13 protein-coding genes are annotated in these 16,082 nt (G+C 58.4%); 10 read left to right on the forward strand and 3 right to left on the reverse strand.

Going from position 1 to position 16,082, the window contains the following annotated elements:
- Positions 1 to 2 precede the first annotated feature (2 nt).
- The gene (locus FIV46_RS05810) at positions 3 to 1,373 is read right to left on the reverse strand and encodes a methyl-accepting chemotaxis protein (RefSeq protein WP_139939353.1); all 1,371 of its coding nucleotides are present in this window, start codon (positions 1,371 to 1,373) and stop codon (positions 3 to 5) included.
- A 519-nt stretch (positions 1,374 to 1,892) separates the two neighbouring features.
- Here FIV46_RS05810 and FIV46_RS05815 point away from each other — a divergent pair.
- Positions 1,893 to 4,283 carry a TonB-dependent receptor gene (locus FIV46_RS05815; RefSeq protein ID WP_139939356.1) on the forward strand — a complete coding sequence of 797 codons (2,391 nt, stop codon included), beginning with the start codon at positions 1,893 to 1,895 and terminating at the stop codon, positions 4,281 to 4,283.
- Between the two features lie 76 nt (positions 4,284 to 4,359).
- Here FIV46_RS05815 and FIV46_RS05820 read toward each other — a convergent pair whose 3' ends face one another.
- Complete coding sequence (locus FIV46_RS05820; protein ID WP_139939359.1) at positions 4,360 to 7,266, reverse strand: cation-translocating P-type ATPase; 2,907 nt, start codon at positions 7,264 to 7,266, stop codon at positions 4,360 to 4,362.
- Positions 7,267 to 7,451: 185 nt separating this feature from the next.
- Here FIV46_RS05820 and FIV46_RS05825 point away from each other — a divergent pair, with 185 nt between their 5' ends.
- From FIV46_RS05825 to FIV46_RS18445, 9 genes are all read left to right on the forward strand, one after another.
- Complete coding sequence (locus FIV46_RS05825; RefSeq protein ID WP_139939362.1) at positions 7,452 to 8,126, forward strand: peroxiredoxin; 675 nt, start codon at positions 7,452 to 7,454, stop codon at positions 8,124 to 8,126.
- Positions 8,123 to 8,578 (forward strand): ArsR/SmtB family transcription factor, encoded by a 456-nt coding sequence (locus FIV46_RS05830; protein WP_139939365.1) that lies wholly within the window; start codon positions 8,123 to 8,125, stop codon positions 8,576 to 8,578. The genes FIV46_RS05825 and FIV46_RS05830 overlap by 4 nt, the downstream gene beginning before the upstream one ends.
- 37 nt (positions 8,579 to 8,615) lie before the next feature.
- Positions 8,616 to 9,479 carry an MBL fold metallo-hydrolase gene (locus FIV46_RS05835; RefSeq protein WP_139939368.1) on the forward strand — a complete coding sequence of 288 codons (864 nt, stop codon included), beginning with the start codon at positions 8,616 to 8,618 and terminating at the stop codon, positions 9,477 to 9,479.
- Positions 9,480 to 9,508: 29 nt separating this feature from the next.
- The gene (locus tag FIV46_RS05840) at positions 9,509 to 10,162 is read left to right on the forward strand and encodes a peroxiredoxin (RefSeq protein WP_139939371.1); all 654 of its coding nucleotides are present in this window, start codon (positions 9,509 to 9,511) and stop codon (positions 10,160 to 10,162) included.
- A 77-nt stretch (positions 10,163 to 10,239) separates the two neighbouring features.
- Positions 10,240 to 10,680 carry a protein tyrosine phosphatase family protein gene (locus FIV46_RS05845; RefSeq protein WP_139939374.1) on the forward strand — a complete coding sequence of 147 codons (441 nt, stop codon included), beginning with the start codon at positions 10,240 to 10,242 and terminating at the stop codon, positions 10,678 to 10,680.
- 31 nt (positions 10,681 to 10,711) lie between these two features.
- Positions 10,712 to 12,505 carry a SulP family inorganic anion transporter gene (locus FIV46_RS05850; RefSeq protein ID WP_139939376.1) on the forward strand — a complete coding sequence of 598 codons (1,794 nt, stop codon included), beginning with the start codon at positions 10,712 to 10,714 and terminating at the stop codon, positions 12,503 to 12,505.
- Between the two features lie 58 nt (positions 12,506 to 12,563).
- Positions 12,564 to 13,994, forward strand: a complete 1,431-nt coding sequence (locus tag FIV46_RS05855; RefSeq protein ID WP_139939379.1) for a cytochrome ubiquinol oxidase subunit I — start codon at positions 12,564 to 12,566, stop codon at positions 13,992 to 13,994.
- Positions 13,994 to 14,992 carry a cytochrome d ubiquinol oxidase subunit II gene (gene cydB, locus FIV46_RS05860; RefSeq protein ID WP_139939382.1) on the forward strand — a complete coding sequence of 333 codons (999 nt, stop codon included), beginning with the start codon at positions 13,994 to 13,996 and terminating at the stop codon, positions 14,990 to 14,992. Before FIV46_RS05855 ends, cydB begins: the two co-directional genes overlap by 1 nt.
- The gene (locus FIV46_RS18445) at positions 14,992 to 15,138 is read left to right on the forward strand and encodes a DUF2474 family protein (RefSeq protein WP_139939385.1); all 147 of its coding nucleotides are present in this window, start codon (positions 14,992 to 14,994) and stop codon (positions 15,136 to 15,138) included. The genes cydB and FIV46_RS18445 overlap by 1 nt, the downstream gene beginning before the upstream one ends.
- An 11-nt stretch (positions 15,139 to 15,149) precedes the next feature.
- Here the strand turns inward: FIV46_RS18445 and FIV46_RS05870 are convergent, their stop codons facing one another.
- Positions 15,150 to 16,064, reverse strand: a complete 915-nt coding sequence (locus FIV46_RS05870; RefSeq protein WP_139939388.1) for an alpha/beta hydrolase — start codon at positions 16,062 to 16,064, stop codon at positions 15,150 to 15,152.
- Positions 16,065 to 16,082 lie beyond the last annotated feature (18 nt).

Raw genomic sequence — 16,082 nt, forward strand, 5'->3', positions numbered from 1 at the left:
AACTAGCCTGCCATCGCCTGCAGGATGGTCTGTGCCGGCGCATGGCTCGGCAGGTTGTGGTGTTCCGAACTCAGCTTGTCGAGAATTTCCATCACTTTCTGTGACGCGGCGTCGGCTTCATGGACCGCCTCGACGGCGCCGTCAATGTCTCCCCGGTTGAACAGCCGGGTGGCGCGGATCCCGGCCTCGTGCACGGCCCGGTGCGGTTCCTTCAGCGCGGCCCATTGCGGCAGGGAGGTCAGTCCCGGGTCATTCTGCTGGTCATACCATTTGCCAAGCCGGCAGCTGTGGTGGTCGGACAGTTCGTCGGCGTTGAGTGAGATGCGCCCGGCCAGCATCTGTGACAGTTTGCGCATCCAGATCATATGGTCGGATTTGGCCGCACAGACTGTGGCGCGCTTGCCTCCCCTTTCAATGAGATCGTTAACCCCATCAAGGATCGGCGCCTCGGTCGCTTCCAGGACATCAATGACCTGGTTGATTTTTTTAACGTTGGCGGCGCTCATGACGGCAATGGTCTGGGCGCCCCTGGCGACATTCTGGGTATCGGAGATCTGTTGTTCCAGGATGCCGTTGATTTTGGCAATGCGGCTGCTGACCACATGGACTTTATCGGAAATGCGGGTCATTTCCCCGGCAGAAGCATCGATGATTTCCTTGCCCTGGGAGGCTTTCTCGTTTCCTTCGTTCATGGCGGAAACAATGGCGGCCATTTCACTGCGCAGGTTTTCGATGCGGTTGCGAATGGTTTCGGTCGCTTCCGCAGTCTGGCTGGCCAGGTTTTTCACTTCGTTGGCCACTACGGCGAACCCTTTTCCGGCCTCGCCGGCGCGGGCGGCCTCGATGGTGGCATTGAGCGCCAGCAGGTTGGTCTGTTTGGCGATATCCTCGATATCCTTGACGATCTTGCCAATGTCCTCGGAGGCCAGAGAGAGGTCGTTGACCTTGCCGGCGGCATGCTCCACGGAGTCGGCAATTTCACCCATGGCGCCCTGGGCTTTCTGGGCAGCATCAAGGCTGGCGGTCGCGCATTCCGAAACGCTGGCGATCTCCTGGGCGGCATCGCTGGTGTTTCGGTAGATTTCGTCGACAGAATGGGTCAGGCTGTCAACGGCGCCGGCGATGGAGTGAGACTGGGAGTCAACTTCCTTGATATCCCGCATCATTTCGGCGACACCGGCAACGCCCTGGTTGGCCGTCACAGACATCTGAACCGTCCGGTTCAGGTTTTTGCGAACCCTCTGCAGGTTGCTGTCGGCAATGGATTTGATGAGATTTGAGATCGGGCAGATTCCTGCGGGAACGTCTTCAAATTTCCCCTCCAGGATCAGGGTGAGAGACTGTTCGATGGCCTCCCGGTTATTATTATGCATTATACTTTTCCGTACACACGTTGGTTCAAACTCGGTAGGGGAAATCTATTTTTCCAAAGTCAAAATTTGGTTAATCAATCTCAAAAAATAGGAAGAATTTTCGAAAAATCTTATTTTTACCACTTTTGAATGTGAAGCCTGTTACTCGGGAAGATACAGCTGGCGACACCTGTCGCTGAAACGTTTGTTTAAAAAGGTTGCATATTCCTGATTATTTATGTAGAAATTTCCGGACGGCGGAGCATAATTTTTATAAAATCACCCTAAAAAGGCATAATCTTCTAAATTTCTTTGTATTATAGAATAATGTTTCTATTTTCATGCGGAACGGTATGCGAAAATGCAAGGACATTTCGCGGCTTTTGCGCGTATCCTCCCCTCTGGCGGGAGGTTGCCCAGTCAATAAGGCAGTAAAAAAATAATATTTATCCCTTTTTCGGCGATTGCATCCAGTCCTGTGATTGCCGCCAGTAAAGTGAGATGGACTGGAACAAGACAAAATCGGAGGAAACAAAGACCATGAAACTTAGCAGAAAAATTCTGACTCTTGCGGGTACTGCTGTTGCAGGCACCCTGCTGGCCAATGCTGCAGCAGTGGCCGAAGAAAATGACGAAATGGTGCTGGAAGAAATCACCGTGACCGCGACAAAAAGGGCGTCCACAATCCAGGACGTGCCCTTTTCCATCAACGCCCTGACCGGCGCCGATATCCAGCGTACCGGGTCCCAGAACCTTGAAGACGTTGCCCGCAATGTGGCCGGCCTGATGATCCAGAACCTCGGCCCGGGCCAGAGCCAGGTGGCGATCCGCGGCGTTTCCGCCGGCCAGATCGTCCGCGACCAGCCGGGTGTGAAAGAGCAGGTGGGGGTTTATCTTGATGAATCCGTCATCTCCCTGTCCCTGTTTACACCGGATATCGACCTCTATGACCTGAACCGGGTGGAAGTTCTGCGTGGTCCGCAGGGCACCCTGTTTGGTTCCGGTTCTGTTGGCGGCACCATCCGCTATATCACCAGCCAGCCGGACCTGGATGGTTTCGAAGGCACCGCGGAAGGTGAACTGAATGTGATCGACGGCGGCGGTGTTGGCGGCCATATCAAGGGTATGGTCAATGCCCCGATTGCTGACAAAGCGGCCCTGCGTATCGTCGGTTATCATACCGAATACGGCGGCTTTATTGATGCTCTGCGCGAAGATGGCAGCGTTGACGAGAATGTGAACAGCGGCAACCGCACCGGCGGCCGTATCGCCCTGCGTTTTGAACCCAGTGATACCTGGTCCATTACGCCGCGTGTGATCTACCAGAAAATTGACATGGACGGCTTTAACCGCCAGGAAGTTTTCAACCTCTATGCCAATCCCTTCACCACAACCCGCACGCCGGTAACTTTTGACGAGCGCCAGCAGTTCCTGCTGCTCCGCGAAGCCTTTGAAGATGAAACCTTCATTGCCGATGCGGTTATTGAAGGCAGCTTTGACGGCTTTGATGTGACGTCTGTTTCCAGCTACACAGACCGTGACATCCTGGTCAGCCGCGACGCCAGCGCCCTGACCGGCAGTGTGTCTGTTGATCTCGGCTATCCGGATGCAGCCGTTCTGCTGCCGTCCAACCTGCGCGACACCACCAAGGTGGAACAGTTCACCCAGGAAATCCGCCTGAGTTCCAACGGCGATGGTCCGCTGCAGTGGGTGGTTGGCGGCTTCTACGCCAAAACCGATCGCGGCTATGAGCAGTTCCTGCCGACACCGGGCTATGACGCCTACACGGACGCCGTTCTTGGGGCCGGGACTGCTGCGGCGACTTCTGCCGGCGTTGGTCCTGCGGATTCACCCTATTATTCAACACTTGACTATACCCTGGAGCAGGTGGCGCTCTTCGGTGAAGCCACTTACGACGTTACCGACCGGCTGCAGCTGACTGTCGGCGGTCGTTATTATGACTATAACGAAGACCGGACGGCGACCATTGTCGGCCTGTTCGGCAGTGGCATTATCGGTCAGATGGATGACACATCCTCTGACGGCTTCTCCCCGCGGTTCCTGGCCAGCTATGATGTCAGCGAAGAGGTGACCCTGAACGCCCAGGTCTCCAAAGGGTTCCGTCTTGGCGGGGTGAACGATCCGCTGAACACACCGCTTTGTTCCGCAGAGGACCTGGCGATCTTTGGTGATTTCCAGGATTATGGCGATGAAACAACCTGGAACTATGAAGCCGGCGTAAAGGTCAAAACGGACAAGATGTCCCTGAACGCGGCCGCCTTCTACACCAAGATCAACGACCTGCAGGTCACGCTGGATGCCGGATCCTGTTCTTCCAGGATTTCCTTCAACGTGCCTGATGCCCACACCATGGGCCTGGAAGGTGAGTTCAAGTTCCAGCCGACCGAAGGCCTGGACCTGTCCATTGCCACCAGCATTCTGGAATCCCAGTTTGACTCAACCGTGGTTGATGGCACCGGTACGGTTCTCGGCGGCGTGCGTGACGGTAACCGCTTGGCCTCCACTCCGGAATTCAACCTGGCGGCAACGGCAACCTATTACTTCCCGCTTGAAATGGTTGATGCTGGTGCGGAAGGCTATGTATCAGCCACCTTCCAGCATCGCGGCAGCATCTATACCCAGCCGTCCGACCAGGAGCCGGGAGCCGGTACCTTCGTCTCCGGCCTGCCGTTTGGCGGTGCGACAGGTACAGATGCAACAGTTCTGGATCTGGAGCTGGACAGCTATGAGACTGTCAACCTGAGCGCCGGTGTTATCCTGGAAAGCTGGGAGCTGGTGGCTTACGTCAACAACCTGCTGGACGAAAATGCCAACCTGTCCTTCGACCGCGAGCGCGGTGGACGTGCCCGCCTTGGCTTCCGTACCAACCAGCCGCGGACCTTCGGTCTGACCGCCCGGGCCCGCTTCTGATCCCGGACATAAATTGGGTTTAAGCTATCTGGAGATGCGGCACTGTCGCATCTCCTTTCTTTTGTACGCCGGTCGATCACTCCCGGCGGTATATCAGCTTGAAGATCTCGTTGAGCAGGATCAGTCCCAGCGCCATTCCCAAAAGTTCGAACCAGGTTGCCGGGGAGACCGGACCAATGTCCAGAATCTGCTGCGCCAGCGGAATATGCATGGCCGTGGTGTGCAGGGCCTGGGTGGCGAACACGGCGCCGATCACCCACCAGTTGGCGGAAAAGGGGATGCGAAACACCGAGCGGGTCTCGCTGCGGGCATTGAACACATGCGCGTTTTCAAACATGATCATTACCAGCAGGGTCAGGTTGCGGGCGTCAAATTCCGTAAGGCCGAGATGGGTGAGGCTGAACCAGAATACACCGCAGGCGGCCGCACCGATATAGAGGCCGTGGACGGTGATCTGCCGAATCATGCGCCGGTTGAAGATGCCTTCACTGGCCGGACGTGGCGGCCGTGACATCAGGCCGGGCTCGCCCTTTTCAATGGCCAGCGCCACATCCTGGATGCCATTGGATACCAGGTTCAGCCACAGCAGCTGTATCGCGGTCAGCGGCAGCGGCAGTCCCATGGCCAGACTGAGCAGAACCAGGACGATCTCGCCGAGGCCGGTGGTAATCAGCAGATAAATCAACTTGCGCACATTGCTGTAGGCGACGCGGCCTTCCTCGATGCCGTCGACGATGGAGGCGAAATTGTCGTCGGTGATGATCAGGTCGGCGGCATTGCGGGCCATGTCGGTACCGCCTTTGCCCATGGCGACACCGATATTGGCGTCCTTGAGGGCGGGGGCGTCGTTGACCCCGTCGCCGGTCACCGCGACGAAATGTCCTTCCGCCATGGCGGCCTGGATGATCTGCCGCTTCTGCAGCGGCTCCACCCGGGCGAAGACCCGGGCTTCCCTGACTTTGGCGCGGAGTGCTTCCGGATTTTCCGCCAGGGCAGCGATTTCCCGGCCGGTTACAACTTCGGAAATGTCGGAAGCAAGCCCAATTTCCCGGCAGATGGCCAAGGCAGTGGCCGGATGGTCGCCGGTGATCATGCAGACTTTCACCCCGGCTTCCTTGCAGCGGGCGACGGCGGCGGGGACCTCCGGCCGGACCGGATCGATCAGGCCGACCAAGCCGATAAATTCCAGGTCCCTGAGGAAGGTTTCATCGGTATATTGCACTTCACCTCCGGCCAGCGCCAGCACCCGGTAGCCGTCAGCGGCCATGCGCTCCGCTTCAGCGAGCCAGCCCGAGGTGTCGCCGCGGCACAGCGGGGCCAGGGCTTCCGGCGCTCCCTTGACGGCGGCCAGGGTGCGATCATGGAACTTGTGAAAACTGGCGGCATAACGGCGGCGGGCGTCAAACGGGATCAGGCTCAGGGAAGCGAAGTGATGAAGCAGCTTTTTCTGCCGGACCCCGACAGTCCGGGCGAAATGGATGAAGGCGATATCGACACTGTCGCCGGCCAGTTCGTCGCCGTCGTCGCTGGTTTCATTGCACAGGGCGGCGACGGCGCCGGCGCGCCAGAGTGCAATTCGGGCTCTTGGCGAAAGGGGCTTTTCACCAAGGGTGAATTGTTCGCCGTCGGCCAGTCTCACGGCCTGCACAACCAGTTTGTTCTGGGTCATGGTGCCGGTCTTGTCGCTGAAGATCATGCTGCAGGCGCCGAGTCCTTCGGCGGCGGGCATTTGCCGGACAATGACATTTTTCCGGGCCATCCTGTGCATGCCGGCGGCCAGCGCGACAGTCACCGCCACGGGCAGACCTTCGGGCACCGCCGCCACGGCCAGCGCCACCACCAGCATGAAGATGGAGACCGCGGAATGGCCTTGCAGATAAAGATAAATGCTCAGGACCGCCATCAGGACGACGGTGAACAGCATCAGCCGGTTGGAGAATCTTTCCATGCGCAGGATCAGGGGCGGCCGGGAGACATCTTCGGTGCTGAGTGCTTCGGCGATATTGCCGAGCGCCGTCTGCATGCCGGTTGAAACGACGACGGCCATGCCGCTGCCGGCTTCCAGCTCACTGCCGGCGTGCAGCATATTCTCCCGGTCGGCCAGCACCAGGTCGGCGGGGAGGTCACGGGCAACCTTCTTGTGGACCGGCGTGGATTCCCCGGTCAGCAGGGATTCATTGGCGGTCAGCTCCCGTCCCTCCAGAATCCTGAGGTCGGCGGCGATCTTCTGTCCCGCCTCCAGCTTGACGATATCACCCGGGACCAGTTCGGTGCTGTCGACAGCCTGCCAGTGCCCGTCGCGGTGCACCTGGACCATGGTGCGCATGAACTTCTGCAAGGCCCGGGCGCTTTTTTCCGCCCGCCATTCCTGGAAGGTGCCGACTACCGCGTTGAAGGCCAGTACGCCGAAAATAAAATAGGAATCCACCCGTTCGCCGATCAGCCAGGCCAGGACGGCGGCGATCAGCAGCAGATAGATCAGGGGGTTGAGGAACTGGTTGAGGACAATCTGCCAGAGTTTTTTTTCTTTTCCTTCCGGCAGCCGGTTGGCGCCCCATTTTGCACGCAATACAGCAACCTGCTGTCCGGAAAGGCCGCCCTCATCGGTCTGGAGAAAAGCCAGCACTTCCTGTTCACTGATGCAGTGCCAAGACGGGGTGGGGGGCGCATCGGCCGAAGGGGTAATGAGTTCCATGGGGCGGGAGGTCGCAAAATCCTGGGTTGAAATTAGCTGGCTGAATGTCCTTTTGATGTAATCCCGGTAAAACAGGACCTGTCGGGGCAGTATCCGGGAATCGTTCGACACTCTGGACATTACGATTCCATCTTCTGGCAAGGTTGTAAAGAGGTCAGCCGGTCCCTCAAGGTCGATCTCTTCCTTTGGCGGGTAGGCCTCGGCGATAGCCTGCATTTTTTCCAGGGACATTTTCCGCCATACCAGCGCGCCCCTGGCGTTGAGCTTTTTGCTCTCGGCATCCGCCATGTGGCGAAAATCCGCCGTGCTCAACAGAACTGAACAATAAATCCTTCCCTATTTTGAGCCTGCCACAGCGTACTGTGGCGGGTTTTTTGTGATATTTTTGTTATTTTTTTATTTTATACTTTACAATTATGTATAATGTAATATATTAACAAAATATGAACTGAAACAAACAAGTGAGCGCCGCCATGAGTGAGACTTATTCTGGAGAAGAAAACCAGCCGGCCGTAAGACAATATTTGCGCATTGGCGAGCGGGCTCCCGCCTTCACGGCGCGCACGACAATGGGCGTCAAGTCTCTGGATGACTACCGTGGGAAGTGGCTGTTGCTGTTTTCCCACCCGGCGGATTTTACGCCGGTTTGTACGTCGGAGTTTATCGCCTTTGAAAATGCCGCGAAAGAATTTCGCCGGCGCGATTGCGAGCTGCTGGGCCTTTCCGTTGACAGCATTTATGCCCATCTGGCCTGGATCCAGAATATCGAGGACAAGTTCGGCGTGACGATCAGCTTTCCCATTATCGAGGATTTGTCCATGATCATTGCCGAGGCTTATGGAATGATCAACGAAAATTCCACCAGCACGGCGGCGATACGTTCAGCATTTTTTATCGATCCCGACGGGATTGTTCAGGCAATGGTCCACTATCCCATGAATGTGGGGCGGTCAGTGGATGAATTACTCAGGGTGCTGTCGGCGTTGCAGGCAACGGCGGCGGAAGGGTTGGCCGCCCCCGAAGGCTGGAAGCCGGGCGATCGCCTGCTCAAGGCGCCGCCGATCACACTGGAAACCATGAAGCAGAGGCTGTCTTCCGGCCAAAGTAGTGTAACAAAAGACTGGTATTATTCAGAGGCAACGGAATGAGTGAAACCCAGGCCCTTGAAAAACTGCGCGACCGCGCTGATGAAATTTCAGCACTGCTGAAGGTGCTGTCTCACCCCAACCGGCTCCTGATTGCCTGTGAGCTGATGGAAGGAGAACGTTCAGTGAGCGAGATCGAGCAGAACACCGGCGTCAAGCAACCGGGCCTGTCCCGGGAACTGGCCCGGCTCAGGGAGCAGGGGCTGGTGAGTACCACCCGGGAGTCCAAGGCGGTTTTTTACCGGCTGGCGGATGAGCGGTTGAGCGATCTTGTGTCGGCACTCTGTGTGAGCTGCGCCGAGGGAAAATGCATCCCGCCGGCCTTTGAGCAAACCTATAAAGCATCACAGGCTGCGAAAAAAAATGCCGCTGAATTTGCGTCGGTTGGCAGAAAGGCGCCGGCACGGCGAAGTGGACGGCTGAGGATCAATCCGGATCCCTACCGGAAAGACTGAAAAGCAGGCTCCGACAGGGCTGCAAGGAGAAATAACCATGAAACCAGATGTAAAAGCTTTTTTTGATGAATATACCTTTACGGTGAGTTATGTGGTGAGCGATCCGACCACGTCAAAATGCGCTATTGTCGATTCCGTGCTGGATTACAATCCCAATTCCTCCCGGACCAACACCGAGTCCGCCGACCGGATCATCGAATATGTCCGCGAAAAGGGTTTCGAGGTGGAATGGATCCTGGAGACCCATGTCCATGCCGACCACCTGTCTGCGGCGCCTTACCTGAAAGAGAAGGTTGGCGGCAAACTGGCCATCGGTTCTCATATCCTGATTGTACAGGAAACTTTCGGAAAAATATTCAATGCCGGCACTGAATTTGAGCGCGACGGCAGCCAGTTTGATGTATTATTCGAAGATGGTGCCACCTTCCGGATCGGCAACCTGACGGCTGTTGCGGTCCATACCCCGGGTCATACCCCGGCCTGTATGACCTACGTTGTCGGCGATGCCGCCTTTGTCGGTGACACCTTGTTTATGCCCGATTACGGCACGGCCCGGGCTGATTTCCCGGGCGGCGATGCCCGGACCCTGTACCGGTCCATTCAGAAGATTTTTGCCCTGCCGGACGAGACCCGTCTGTTCATGTGCCATGATTACAAGGCGCCGGGGCGTGACGAATATATCTGGGAAACCACGGTGGCCGAGGAAAAGGCTGCCAACGTTCATGTGCATGAAGGCATCAGCGAAGATGAATTTGTGGAGATGCGCACTGAACGGGACAAGACCCTGGATATGCCGCGACTGATCCTGCAGTCCGTGCAGGTCAATATGCGGGCCGGTGAACTGCCGCCGGCAGAAGACAATGGAGTGCAGTATCTCAAGTTACCCGTAAACGCTCTTTGACCCGATTTAACACTGAAAGGAAAATTATCATGGAAGAGACTCAGCAAACTTTCCGTCCGGCCATGCCGGAACTGAACAAACCGGCGCCGCAATTTGACGCCAAAACCACCCACGGTCAAAAGAAACTGGATGACTACAAGGGGCGCTGGCTGATTCTGTTTTCACATCCGGCCGACTTTACCCCGGTCTGTACCACGGAATTCATGGGCTTTGCCCAGCGCTATGACAAGTTCCAGTCCCTGAACTGCGATCTGCTTGGCCTGTCCATCGACAGTAACTTTGCCCATATCGCCTGGGTGCGGAACATCAAGGAAAAATTCGGCGTCGACATTCCGTTCCCGATTATCGAGGACCTGTCCATGAATGTGGCCAATGCCTACGGCATGATCCAGCCGGGTGCGAGCGATACCTCTGCGGTGCGGGCGACCTTCTTCATTGATCCCGAAGGCAAGCTGCGGGCCATGGTTTATTATCCCATGAGCAACGGCCGCTCCATCGACGAATTTGTCCGCCTGCTGGAAGCCCTGCAGACTGCAGACGAAAATGGTGTCGCCACACCGGAAAACTGGAAACCGGGTGAAAAGGTCATCGTGCCGCCGCCGGCGACAGCAGAAGCTGCTGAAGCCCGCTCCGGTGAAGGTTACGAGTATACCGACTGGTATTTCAGCAAGAAAGACCTCTAATCCACTATCATTCCGGCAGGAAGGTCACGGCCTTCCTGCCAACAATTCCGACAATTATATGAAATCAGAGAACAGCCATGACCATCAGAAAACTGAATGACCAGGTAGCGGTCAGCCCCCAGCTTACCGTCAAGGATATCGAAAAAGCTGCTGCCGAAGGCTACAAGACCGTCATCAACAATCGCCCCGATAAAGAAGGGTTGATGCAGCCGTCGTCCGACGACCTCAAGGCCGTAGCGGAAAAGCACGGGATGGCCTATTATCACATTCCGGTGACGCCGGGCCAGTTTACCGATGAACAGGTGGAAGAGTTTGGCAAGGCAGTCGAGGGCTGCAACGGGCCGGTGCTGGCCTTTTGCAAGTCCGGGACCCGGGCGGCCTGCCTGTGGGCGCTTCACGAGGCGGCGGAACAGAATCCCGACACTGTTCTCAATGCCTGTAACAGCGCCGGTTACGATCTTTCCGGGCTGGCACCGCGTCTTCATGCCCGTGCCGAAGCCGCCCGCAAGGGCCAGTAATAACCTTTTTTAACAATTCGGGACGAAGATCATGTCAGGCCTGAGCCGATATTTCCCGGTGCTGGACTGGGGCCGCGAATATAGCCGCGGCCTGCTGATTGATGACGTGGTGGCGGCAGTGATCGTCACCATCATGCTGATCCCCCAGTCCCTGGCCTATGCATTGCTGGCAGGTCTGCCGCCGGAAGTGGGGCTTTATGCCAGTATCCTGCCGCTGGTGGCCTATGCCCTGTTCGGCACCAGCCGGGCGCTGGCCGTTGGGCCGGTGGCGGTGGTCTCGCTGATGACTGCGACGGCGGTGGGGCGGATTGCCCAGACCGGCTCACCCGAATATCTGACCGCGGCCCTGACCCTGGCCTTCCTGTCGGGCCTGTTCCTGATCCTCATGGGTCTGTTCCGGGCCGGGTTCCTCGCCAATTTCCTCAGTCATCCGGTGATCTCCGGCTTCATTACCGCCTCGGGCCTGATTATCGCCGCAAGCCAGCTCAAACATATTTTCGGCATTTCGGCATCCGGCCACAACCTGCTGGAAATTATTGTCTCCCTGATTGAACATCTTAAAGAACTCAATCCCTATACGGTGGCCGTCGGCGTGACGGCGACTCTGTTCCTGTTCTGGGTGCGTAAGGGCCTGAAGCCGTTACTGGTCCGTTTCGGTCTCGGCGAACGCTTTGCCGATATCCTGGCCAAGGCCGGGCCGATTGGCGCGGTGGCGCTGTCGATCCTGGTGGTACTGGCCTTCGGGCTCGGCGAGAAGGGGGTTTCCATTGTCGGCGATATTCCCACCGGCCTGCCTCCGCTGACCCTGCCGGTCTTTGACATGGATCTGTGGAGCAGCCTGATCGGTTCCGCCGTGCTGATCAGCATTATCGGTTTTGTCGAATCCGTGTCCGTGGCCCAGACCCTGGCGGCCAAACGGCGCCAGCGCATTGATGCCGACCAGGAACTGATCGGCCTCGGCGCCGCCAATATGGCTTCGGGTCTGTCCGGCGGTTATCCGGTCACCGGCGGCTTCGCCCGTTCGGTGGTCAATTTCGATGCCGGTGCCCGGACCCCGGCGGCCGGCGCCTATACCGCAGTCGGCATCTGTCTCGCCGCCCTGTTCCTGACTCCGCTGCTGTTTCACCTGCCCAAGGCGACGCTGGCCGCCACCATCATCGTCGCGGTGCTATCGCTGGTCGATTTCCGCCTGCTGGCCCAGACCTGGCGCTATTCCAAAAGCGATTTCCTGGCCATGCTGGCGACCATCCTCGGCACCCTGGGGCTTGGGGTGGAGATCGGCGTCATCCTCGGCGTCGGCCTGTCGATCCTGTTGTTCCTGTATCGCACCAGCCGGCCCCACTGCGCCATTGTCGGCCAAGTGCCAGGTACCGAGCATTTCCGCAATGTCAACCGCCACCAGGTCCTGACCAGCAAGGAGCTGGTCACGCTACGGATTGACGAAAGCCTCTATTTCGCCAACGCCCGGTTTCTCGAAGACCGCATTTACGAACTGGTCGCCAAACAGCCGGAAATCCGCCATGTGGTGCTCATGTGCCCGGCGGTCAATGATGTTGACGCCAGTGCGCTGGAAAGCCTGGAGGCGATCAATCACCTGCTCAAGGACGCCGGTGTGAAATTCCATCTTTCCGAAGTCAAGGGCCCGGTCATGGATCGTCTCAAGCGATCCCATTTTCTTGATGACCTGACCGGCGAAGTATTCCTCAGCCAGTTCGATGCGATGCATGCTCTGGCGCCGGAGCTGGCCGAAATGGCAGCCCGGTCCCTGAAGAACAGGGAAAATGAAGCAACCCGGCAACGAAGCGGGTTTGATCCGTCAATTTAACTTACGCCAGATCCCTGTAGAGACTGACGTAAACCAAGTAATCGACAGGGTATGAAAAATGACAGAATTATTTGATGCCACGATGCTCGCACGGGTGCAGTTTGCCTTCACCGTTGCGTTTCATATCGTGTTCCCCGCCTTTACCATCGGGCTCGCCAGTTACCTGGCCGTGCTGGAAGGGTTGTGGTTGTACACCGGGCGGGACGCCTACATCCGCCTGTTCCGCTACTGGATGAAAATTTTCGCCGTCGTCTTCGGCATGGGTGTCGTGTCCGGCATCGTCATGAGTTACCAGTTCGGCACCAACTGGAGCGTCTTCTCCGACAAGGCCGGATCGGTGATCGGCCCGCTCCTGGGCTACGAGGTGCTGTCCGCTTTCTTCCTCGAAGCCGGCTTCCTCGGCATCATGCTGTTCGGCATGAACCGGGTCGGCAAGAAGCTGCATTTTACGGCCACCCTGGTGGTGGCGGCAGGCACGCTGTTCTCCGCTTTCTGGATCCTGTCGGTCAACAGCTGGATGCAGACCCCGACCGGCTATGCCCTCAACGAGGCCGGACAATATATCCCGGCCGACTGGTTCGAGATCGTCTTCAATCCCTCTTTCCCCTACCGGCTGGTGCATATGGTGCTGGCCGCCTATCTGACCACGGCCTTTGTGGTCGGCGCGGTCGGGGCCTGGCACCTGCTCAAGGACAAGACCCGGGAGACGCCGAAAATCATGCTGTCCATGGCCATGTGGATGGCGGTCATTGTCGCCCCACTGCAGATCCTGGCCGGTGACATGCACGGGCTTAACACCCTGGAACATCAGCCGGCCAAGGTGGCGGCCATGGAAGGCCACTTTGAGTCCTATGACGGCGCGCCGCTGATCCTGTTCGGCTGGCCCGACATGGAGGAAGAGGAAACCAAATATGCAGTCGAGATCCCCAAGCTCGGCAGCATGATCCTGACCCATGACTGGGACGGTCATATCAAGGGGCTCAAGGAATGGGCGCCGGAAGACCGGCCCTTTGTGCCGATTGTGTTCTGGTCGTTCCGGGTAATGGTCGGGCTCGGTTTTCTGATGGCTTTTACCGGCCTGGTGGGCCTGGTGCTGCGCCTGCGCGGCAAACTCTATGACTGTCCGCTGTTCCATCGCCTGGCGGTGCTGATGGGGCCGACCGGCTTCATCTGTGTGCTGGCGGGCTGGATCGTCACCGAAGTGGGGCGCCAGCCCTGGACCATTTACGGTCTGCTGCGGACCGGGGATTCGGTCTCGCCGGTCGACCTGCCGGCGGTCTCCACGTCGCTGGCCCAGTTCGCAGTGGTTTATTTCATCGTGTTTGGCTTCGGCGTCTACTATCTGTTCCGCATGTTCGCCAAACTGCCGAAAGGCGACGAGCCGCAGCCGGTGGATCGCAGTCCGATCCGGGCGGCGGGGACAACCCCGGCCATGGCGGTTAATCCGGACGCCATGATCAAGGACAAGAAACCGGAAGGAGGCAAATAATGTTGGATCTGGCATTTATCTGGGCCATGCTTCTGGCCGTCGCTATCCTGGTCTATGTGATCCTGGATGGCTTTGATCTTGGCGTCGGCATCCTGTTCCCCTTCCTCAACAAGGGCAAGGAGCGGGACGTTGCCATGAGCAGTATCGCCCCGGTCTGGGACGGCAACGAAACCTGGCTGGTGCTGGGCGGCGGCGGCCTGTTTGCCGCCTTCCCGCTGGCCTACGCCGTGCTGATGCCGGCTTTTTACACACCGATCATCATCATGTTGCTGGGGCTGATTTTCCGCGGCGTCGCCTTTGAGTTCCGTTGGCGTGATCCCGCGCACCAGAAAGCCTGGGACTATAGTTTTGCCCTCGGCTCCGTGGGGGCGGCCCTGTGCCAGGGCATCATCCTCGGCGCCTTCATCCAGGGCATTGCCGTGGAGGACCGGGCCTATGCCGGCGGCTGGTTTGACTGGATTACCCCGTTCAGCCTCGTGACCGGGGTGGCGCTGGTGATCGGTTACGCGCTGCTTGGCGCCTGCTGGCTGATCCTCAAGTCTGAAGACGGTCTGCAGGACAAGGTCTATCGTTTTGCCTTGCCGCTGGCGCTCGGCATGCTGCTGTTTATCGCCGCCGTCAGCCTGTGGACGCCGATGCTGTCCGAGGAAATCTCCGGCCGCTGGTTCCGCTGGCCCAATATCGCCATCCTGTGGCCGGTGCCGGTGCTGGTGGCGGGGCTTGGCCTGTTGCTGCTGTGGAGCATCCGCACCCGGCGGGAGAAACTTCCCTTTCCGCTGGCGCTGGGCCTGTTCCTGCTGTCCTACATCGGGCTCGGCATCAGCCTCTATCCCTATGTGGTGCCACGTCAGATTACATTGTGGGAGGCGGCCGCCGATCACTCCAGTCTGGCCTTCATGCTGGCCGGGGCGGTAATCCTGCTGCCGCTGATCCTGGCCTATACCGGTTACGCCTACTGGGTGTTCCGTGGCAAGGCCAGCGAGGAGGATCATTACTGATGGCAGGCAGTGACGATGCCAATGACAATGGCGGACCTGAGCCCGGAACCGGACGCAAACTGCTTTGGTTTGTCGGGCTCTGGCTGGCCGGGGTGATGGTGCTCGGCATCATTGCCTACGGCATCCGCCTGTTCATCGGCACTTGAACTTGCGGCCTTCAGGCGTTCAGGGTTTCTTTCAGCCAGGCGGCTGAGCGGGACAGGGCGTCAGCTCCCTTGTCGACACCGAACATGCCGTAAAACCCGTGAATCATGCCGTCATAGCGCCAGCATTCCACCTTCCCACCTGCCTCGCGCAGGCGGGCGGCATAGGCTTCGCCGTCATCCCGCAGCGGATCATACTGGGCGGTGATGACCAGGGCCGGGGGGAGGTCCGTGAGGTCCTCCGTCAGGCCGACCGCGAAAAGGGGGTGGGTTCGGTAGCTTTCGTCGGGAAGATAATGGTCCATGAACCAGTCCATGGCGGCAATGGTCAGCATATAGCCCTCAGCATTTTCCACATGCGACGGCAGCAGCGGGTCATGATACAGCGTCACCGGGTAAATCAGCAGTTGCGCCGCCAGGTTGAGGTCGTTACGGGTCCGGACTGTTGTCACGGCGGACAGGTTGCCGCCGGCGCTGTCGCCGCCGATGGCGATACGGTCCGCATCAATGCCCAGCTCGTCTGCATGTTCGAACACCCAGGTGGTGGCGGCCACGGCATCATCCGGCGCGGCCGGAAACTTGTACTCCGGCGCCAGGCGGTAATCGACCGAGATCACCACACAGTCGGCTTCCAGCGCCAGGTTGCGGCAGATCGCGTCATAGTCGTCGAGGCTGCCGATCACCCAGCCGCCGCCATGGATAAAGACCAGGGCCGGCATCTTGTCACCGGCGCGGGGATAATAGAAGCGCACCGGGATGTCGCCGCCCGGGCCGGGGATGGTTCTGTCCTCGATATGATGGACAGCCGGCTTGGGCGCCTGGGGAAAAGACGCCTGGCGGGCGATGTCCACCGGCAGGGTATGGATCGGGGGGAGCTTTGCCATTTCGTCGAGCAAAGCCTGAACCTGGGGATCAACGGGCGTGGTCATTTAAGCGTCCTTTTTCTG

It is taken from the genome of Emcibacter nanhaiensis (assembly GCF_006385175.1).
Lineage (GTDB): Bacteria > Pseudomonadota > Alphaproteobacteria > Sphingomonadales > Emcibacteraceae > Emcibacter > Emcibacter nanhaiensis.